A 5,966-nucleotide genomic window follows, 5' to 3' on the forward strand; every position below is an offset into this window, starting at 1 on the left:
CCCTTGTGCCAGGGGCGCGGTCTTCCGGTCGAAAGCGCCCCACACCCCGAACAGGCGCATTCCGGATAACCCGGAGCCGCAGGTCGCGCGGACCCGGCGGCACCTCCTTGACAGCCCTCTCCACCAAGACCATGATTCCATTAATTGACTAATGGAATTGAGGCGAAGTGCATGGCAGACGCATTCACTCCGGGAGGCGCGTCCGGCGCCTGGGCGCTGGAGGCCCGCGGCCTGGGTAGGCGCTACCGGCGCGGCTGGGCGCTGCGCGACTGCTCGTTCCGGCTGCCGGCCGGGCGGATCTGCGGTCTCGTAGGTCCCAACGGGGCAGGCAAGAGCACCCTGTTGGGGCTCGCGACGCGGCAGGTCCGGCAGACGGAGGGTGAGCTCCGCATCTTCGGCGTGCCGGTGGACGATCCCGCGGTGATGCCGCGATTCGCGTTCCTCGGGCAGGACAAGCCGCTGTTCAAGCGGTTCACCGTGGCCGAGACACTGCGCCTGGGCAGCGAGCTCAACCCCGACTGGGACATGACCGCCGCGGAGCGGATCGTACGGTCGGGCCAGGTGCCGATGCACGCCCGCGTCGGCACGCTCTCCGGCGGTCAGCGCACCCGTGTCGCGTTCGCGCTCGCCTTCGGCAAGCGGCCGGATCTGCTACTGCTCGACGAGCCGATGTCCGACCTCGACCCGGTGGCCCGCCACGACATGAGCACCCTCCTGATGTCGGAGGCCGTCGAGCGCGGCACCACCGTGGTGATGTCCTCGCACATGCTGTCCGAACTGGAGGACATGTGCGACTACCTGCTGGTCCTCGCCGACGGCAGGATCCGGATGGCGGGTGACGCGGACGCACTCGTCCCCGCCCACGCGCTGGTGACGGGACTCGCCCCGGACGGGAACCCGGCCGACCTGCTGGCCCCCCACACAGTGATCGAAATGCGTGTCCAGGGCAGGCAGTTCCACGCGCTGGTGCGAACGAACGGCCCGCTGTCGGCCGACTGGGTGGTCGCCGAACCCAGCCTGGAGGAAGTCCTGCTGGCGCACCTCCGCTCGTCGGACACGCCCCCCTTGTTCACACCCGGTGCCCGCGTCGAGGCCGAAGGGATCCACACCTCATGAGCGCCACCCTGACCGACCCCCCTCGGACCGGCCGGACGCCCCGTCCCCGGATGCTGCGCGGGCTGAACTGGCTCGTCGTACGTCAGCACCGGGCCGCGCTGCTCTCCCTGCTCGCCGTGACGGTCCTCGGCCCGATCTGGATCGCTTACCAGCGCGGCAGGATGTCCCAGGCGCTCGAAGCGGCCGGCTGGCCGGACAAGCAGCTGTCGCAGCCGACGTTCGGCTCGACGGGGCTGGGTCTCACCATCACCGCCCTGAGCACGCTGCCGGTGATCCTCGCCGTCTTCCTCGGCGCCACGCTGATCTCGGGCGATCAGGAACACGGCACCGCACAGCTGATCACCACCCAGTCCGTGTCCCGGCGCCGCTGGGTGACGGTGAAGCTCGCCTGGTGCTACGGGGCCGTGATCGTGTCCGGCGCGGTGCTCTCGGCGTTCTTCACCTGGTGGTGGAAGCCCTACCGTTCGGTGTTTCCCAGTCTGTGGCCGGACGGGCAGGTTTTCGACAACACCGGCCCGGTGCTCCCGGCGTTGGGGCTCTTCCTGACCGCCGCCGGCATCACCATCGGTATGCTGCTGCGCCGTGTCCTCGTGTCCATGGCGGTCACCTTCGTCTTCGCCGCGTTCGTCGAAGTCGTCTGGGGCGAGCTGCGCGTACACCTCGCGCCGTCGCGCATGGTCACCTACCCGCTCGCCGCCGACGTGCCCGCACGGCTGGGCGAGTCGCACGAGGTGGACCGCTGGATCGGCTCGGCCGACGGCCATCTCTACGGCTGGGGTCTGTGCGCCAAGACCACCGAGGCTGCCTCGGACGCCTGCGTCAAGGAGCACGGCATCGTCAACAACGTCGTCGAGTACCTCGGTTACGACCAGATGCCGGCCATGCAGTGGACCGGGGCGGGCATCCTGCTCGCGGCCACCGCGGTACTCACCGCGTTCACCCTGTGGCGGGTCTCCCGGAGCCCCCTCTAGGACCCGCGCCGCAGGTGCATATTGTTTCGGCAGTCCAACGGGAGGTGAAGACGGTGGTCGTATTCCGCATCGACAGACGCAGCGGAGTGGCAACGTACCTCCAGATCGTGCGACAGGTCGAACAGGCGCTGCGGATGGGCGCCCTGGAGGAGGGCGACCGGCTGCCCACGGCGGCGCAGGTCGCGGCGGAGACCAAGGTCAACCCGAACACGACCCTCAAGGCGTACCGCGAGCTGGAGCGCGCGGGCCTCGCCGAGGTACGGCAGGGAGCGGGCACCTTCATCACCCGCTCCCTCGCCCCGGCCCAGGAGGGCCCCGACGCCCCGTTGCGCACCTCGCTCGCCGCGTGGCTGGACGAGGCGCGTTCCCAGGGCCTCAGCGGCCAGGAGGTCACCGCCCTCTTCCGATCCGTCCACGCGGCGGTGTTTCCGTCCGGGACCGACGGCTGAGAGCCGGTTCCGTACTCCTCGTCCGCGAGGCACGGGCGTGCTCCGTGTCCACGGAGTGCGGAACCGTGCTCAACCCTGCGCGGGGTAGTCGCCCGTGGCGCCGTCGGTCCGCGCGCGCAGCAGGTCCGCGTGGCCGTTGTGACGGGCGTACTCCTGGATCATCGCCAAGTACACCCAGCGAAGACTGACGAGCCGGCCGCGGGTCTTCGACCGGAACGTCTCGTCGAGTCCGCGCCCCGCGACCGCGGCGTCGCACGCCTCGACCTCGGCGCGGTACGCGGCGAAGTCCCGTTCCGCGTATGCGGCGTCGACGCCCTCGATGCCTTCGTCCCCGTCATGGGGACCGGCGAAGACGTCACCGATCGGCTCACCGGCGAAGCTCCGCCGGAACCACCAGCGTTCGATCTCCGCCATGTGCCGCACCAGGCCGAGGAGTATGAGGTTCGACGGTTCGGCCGTGGTGCGGGCCAGTTGCGCCGGTTCGAGTCCGGCGCACTTGGTGAGCAGCGTCTCCCGGTGCCAGCCGAGCCAGCCCTCCAGCATGACGCGCTCGTCCGCGGTGCCCGGAACGTTCAGCTGGTCGCCGTCGGATGTCGAACGTTCGACGCGGGGCGCAGTCCAGGTCATGGCGGTCATCCTCCCACCGGACGATCCGGTCCATCCACGGTGCGGCATCGTCCGCGCCGGCGCCGACGAGGGAGGCGCGCTCGACGCCCGACCACCTGTAGCCCCCTGAAGCCGGGGGTGTTCACTCCCCGGTGACTCCGTCGATGTTCTCCCTGAGCAGGTCCGCGTGGCCGTTGTGCCGTGCGTACTCCTCGATCAGGTGAGTGAGGATGTACCGCAGCGAGAACACCTCGTCGCCATAACTCCCGGTGATGTCGAGGGACTCGGCGGCCTCCACGGTCGCCCGTGAGCGCGCGCACTCCTCGTGCCAGATCCTGAACGCCTCAGCGGGATCGGCGGTTTCCACGTCGAACTCGGCGAACTCGCCCGCGTTCGGCCCGGGCCAGTGCGGCGGCGCCACCTCGTCCTTCAGCACGCGACGGAACCACGAACGCTCCACCTCGGCGAGATGACGCACCAGCCCGAGCAGGGTCAGCTCCGAAGCGGGAACGGCCGCCCGCCTCAACTGTTCGGGCGTGAGCCCGGCGCACTTCATGGCCAGGGTCTCGCGCTGGAACTGGAGGAAGCCGCTCAGCGACGTTCGTTCGTCGCCCGTCTGCGGCGGAAAAGTTCTCTTGTCGTCGTGCATCGCGTCATCATGCCAACTACTACGGCCAGGCGCTCGATGATTTCGCCGGGCCCTGCGGCAGGGCCCGGCGGGGTGCTCAGCCGGCGTCCCGACCCTTGAGGATCTCCTCGATCCGGGCCAGCTCCTCGTCGGCGAACTCCAGGTTGCGGACCGCCTCGACGCTGTTCTCCAACTGGGCGACGCTGCTGGCTCCGACCACGGCGGAGGTGACTCGGCCGCCTCGCAGCACCCACGCGAGCGCCATCTGTGCGAGGGACTGCCCACGCGCGGACGCCACCTCGTCGAGTGCCCGCAGTCGCTCCAGCAGTTCCGGAGTGACCGAATCGGGCGTCAGGAAGGGGCTGTCGCCCGCCGCGCGCGAGCCCTCCGGGATGCCGCGCAGATAGCGGTCGGAGAGGATGCCCTGCTCCAGCGGCGAGTAGGCGATCGAGCCGGTGCCCAGCTCGTCCAGGGCCGTGAGCAGACCGTCCTCCGCCCGGCGGTCCAGCATCGAGTAGCGCGGCTGGTGGATGAGGAGCGGGGTACCCAGCTCCTTGAGGATCCGGGCGGCCTCCCGGGTCTGCTCGGGCGCGTAGTTGGAGATGCCGGCGTAGAGCGCCTTGCCCTGCCGTACCGCCGAGTCGAGCGCCCCCATCGTCTCTTCGAGCGGGGTGTCGGGGTCGGGACGGTGCGAGTAGAAGATGTCGACGTATTCGAGCCCGAGCCTGGAGAGGCTCCGGTCCAGGGACGAGAGCAAGGTCTTCCTGGACCCCCATTCCCCGTACGGGCCGTCGCCCATCAGATAGCCCGCCTTGGTCGAGATGACGAGCTCGTCCCGCAGCCGGGCGAAGTCGGTCCTCAGCGCGCGCCCCATCGCGGTCTCGGCGGCGCCGGGCGGCGGTCCGTAGTTGTTGGCGAGGTCGAAGTGGGTGATGCCGAGATCGAAGGCCCGGCGCAGGATCCGCCCCTGGGTCTCCGGCGTCCGGTCGTCGCCGAAGTTGTGCCACAGGCCGAGGGAGAGCGCGGGCAGCAGCAGCCCGCTGCGTCCGGTACGCCGGTAGGGCATGGTGCGGTAGCGGTCGGCGGACGGGAGGTACATACGGGCTCCACGGAAGAGGGGCGGGTTCGGTGCGCGGAGTCCAGGTTCGCCGACCACGATCCAGCAGTCCAACAGGAGATTCTGCTGGGATTCAGCGACTACATTGCTCAATCATGGAACTGCGTCAGCTGGAGCACTTCGTCGCCGTCGCGGAGGAACAGCACTTCACCCGTGCCGCCGAGCGCCTCGCCGTGTCGCAGTCGGGTCTGTCCGCCTCCGTCCGGGCTCTGGAGCAGGAGCTCCGGACCCCGCTCTTCAGCCGCACCACACGCAGCGTGCGGCTGACCGAGGCGGGCCGTGCCCTGCTGGTGGAGGCCGAACGCACGCTGGCGGGGGCGCGGGCGGCGCGGGACGCCGTCGACGCGGTACGGGGGCTGCTGCGCGGCACGCTGTCGGTGGGCGTCGAGCAGTGCGTGGCCGGGTTGCGTCTCCCGCGTCTGCTGGCGGCCTTTCACCGCAAGCATCCGCTCATGGAGATCCGGCTCCGTCAGGAGGGCACCACGAGCCTGGTGGACGGGGTGGCCGACGGGCGGCTCGATGTCGCGTTCGCCGCGACCGTCAGTTCAGCCGAGTGGCGCGGCGAGCTCCTCCCGCTGGCGCGTGAGCCCATGGTCGTCCTCTGTGCCCCCGGTCACCGGTTCGCGGCGGCGCGCGGCGCCGCGTGGGGTGAGCTGCCCGGTGAGTCCTTCATCGACTTCCATCCGGACTGGGGTCCGCGCCGGGCGGCGGACGCGGCGTTCGCCGAGGCGCGGGTGCGGCGCACGGTCGGGCTGGAGGTCAATGACGTACACAGTCTGCTGGAGCTGGTGCACGAGGGGCTGGGGATCGCGCTGGTGCCGCACCACTTCTCGCGCAAACCCGAAGCCCGCGGGCTGGTGGCGGTGGAACTCGAAGGGCCCCGGCCGCCGTGCTACGAGAGTGTCGTGGTGCTCCCGGCGGCCCGGGCCATGAGCCCGGGCGCACGGGAACTGATGACGCTGCTCAGGAGTGACGCCGACACGTGAGGACGCGCGACGGCCGTCCGTCGGCCCGCTCCGGTTGCGGTTGCCGGCCGTCAGACCCTACGGGCGTGGCGGCCACACCGTCAGGCAGCTGAC

The 5,966-nt window shown here is 70.4% G+C and carries 7 protein-coding genes; 4 read left to right on the forward strand and 3 right to left on the reverse strand.

Translation table 11 applies throughout. The annotated features are described in order from the left end of the window. Window positions 1-171: 171 nt before the first annotated feature. From ACFU8Q_RS38200 to ACFU8Q_RS38210, 3 genes are read left to right on the forward strand one after another with little or no spacing between them, the layout of a single operon-like run. Window positions 172-1,116 carry an ABC transporter ATP-binding protein gene (locus ACFU8Q_RS38200; RefSeq protein WP_384463793.1) on the forward strand — a complete coding sequence of 315 codons (945 nt, stop codon included), beginning with the start codon at window positions 172-174 and terminating at the stop codon, window positions 1,114-1,116. Next, a complete protein-coding gene (locus ACFU8Q_RS38205; protein WP_384463796.1) occupies window positions 1,113-2,087 on the forward strand; it encodes an ABC transporter permease in 975 nt (324 codons plus the stop codon). The genes ACFU8Q_RS38200 and ACFU8Q_RS38205 overlap by 4 nt, the downstream gene beginning before the upstream one ends. Before the next feature lie 44 nt (window positions 2,088-2,131). After that, entirely contained in the window at window positions 2,132-2,536 is a 405-nt protein-coding gene (locus ACFU8Q_RS38210; protein ID WP_384463811.1) for a GntR family transcriptional regulator, read from the forward strand. A gap of 69 nt (window positions 2,537-2,605) precedes the next feature. Here the strand turns inward: ACFU8Q_RS38210 and ACFU8Q_RS38215 are convergent, their stop codons facing one another. From ACFU8Q_RS38215 to ACFU8Q_RS38225, 3 genes are all read right to left on the reverse strand, one after another. Beyond that, window positions 2,606-3,163, reverse strand: a complete 558-nt coding sequence (locus ACFU8Q_RS38215) for a DinB family protein (RefSeq protein WP_384463798.1) — start codon at window positions 3,161-3,163, stop codon at window positions 2,606-2,608. Window positions 3,164-3,284: 121 nt separating this feature from the next. Then, entirely contained in the window at window positions 3,285-3,791 is a 507-nt protein-coding gene (locus ACFU8Q_RS38220) for a DinB family protein (RefSeq protein WP_384463800.1), read from the reverse strand. 76 nt (window positions 3,792-3,867) lie between these two features. After that, entirely contained in the window at window positions 3,868-4,869 is a 1,002-nt protein-coding gene (locus ACFU8Q_RS38225) for an aldo/keto reductase (protein WP_384463804.1), read from the reverse strand. A 113-nt stretch (window positions 4,870-4,982) separates the two neighbouring features. Between ACFU8Q_RS38225 and ACFU8Q_RS38230 the strand changes: the two genes are divergently transcribed. Beyond that, the gene (locus ACFU8Q_RS38230) at window positions 4,983-5,873 is read left to right on the forward strand and encodes a LysR family transcriptional regulator (RefSeq protein WP_384463807.1); all 891 of its coding nucleotides are present in this window, start codon (window positions 4,983-4,985) and stop codon (window positions 5,871-5,873) included. Window positions 5,874-5,966 lie beyond the last annotated feature (93 nt).

Source organism: Streptomyces sp. NPDC057543, from assembly GCF_042801895.1.
In the GTDB taxonomy this organism is placed as follows: Bacteria; Actinomycetota; Actinomycetes; order Streptomycetales; family Streptomycetaceae; genus Streptomyces.